This is a genomic window from Salinivibrio sp. KP-1 (genome assembly GCF_000968645.1).
Classification (GTDB): domain Bacteria; phylum Pseudomonadota; class Gammaproteobacteria; order Enterobacterales; family Vibrionaceae; genus Salinivibrio; species Salinivibrio siamensis.
In genome coordinates, this window is the sequence record NZ_LAQR01000032.1 from 1 (window position 1) to 664 (window position 664).

At 52.0% G+C, this 664-nt stretch carries 1 rRNA gene; it reads right to left on the reverse strand.

Annotation, left to right across the window (positions count from 1 at the left end):
* Positions 1–561, reverse strand: a 16S ribosomal RNA gene (locus tag WN56_RS08685); the annotation flags it as partial.
* Between the last annotated feature and the right edge of the window lie 103 nt (positions 562–664).

Sequence of the window (664 nt, forward strand, 5' to 3'; positions counted from 1 at the left end):
GCTCGCACCCTCCGTATTACCGCGGCTGCTGGCACGGAGTTAGCCGGTGCTTCTTCTGCAGCTAACGTCAAGCCATGCACGTATTAAGTACACCACCTTCCTCACTGCTGAAAGTGCTTTACAACCCGAAGGCCTTCTTCACACACGCGGCATGGCTGCATCAGGGTCTCCCCCATTGTGCAATATTCCCCACTGCTGCCTCCCGTAGGAGTCTGGGCCGTGTCTCAGTCCCAGTGTGGCTGATCATCCTCTCAAACCAGCTAAGGATCGTCGCCTTGGTAAGCCATTACCTTACCAACTAGCTAATCCTAACTGGGCCCATCCCAACGCGATAGCTTACATGCAGAGGCCACCTTTGGTCCGTAGACATTATGCGGTATTAGCCGTCGTTTCCAACGGTTATCCCCCTCGTCAGGGCAGGTTCCCAGCCGTTACTCACCCGTCCGCCGCTCGACGTCCAGTAAATCCACCGAAGCTTCAATACTGCCGTTTCCGCTCGACTTGCATGTGTTAGGCCTGCCGCCAGCGTTCAATCTGAGCCATGATCAAACTCTTCAATTTAAGTTTTTTTCGAAACCGAAGTTTCAGCTCAATGAATACTGATTACTGTTTCTCTCCGAAGAGAAAAACGAATTGACTGTGCCGAACAACTATTAAAGTTGTC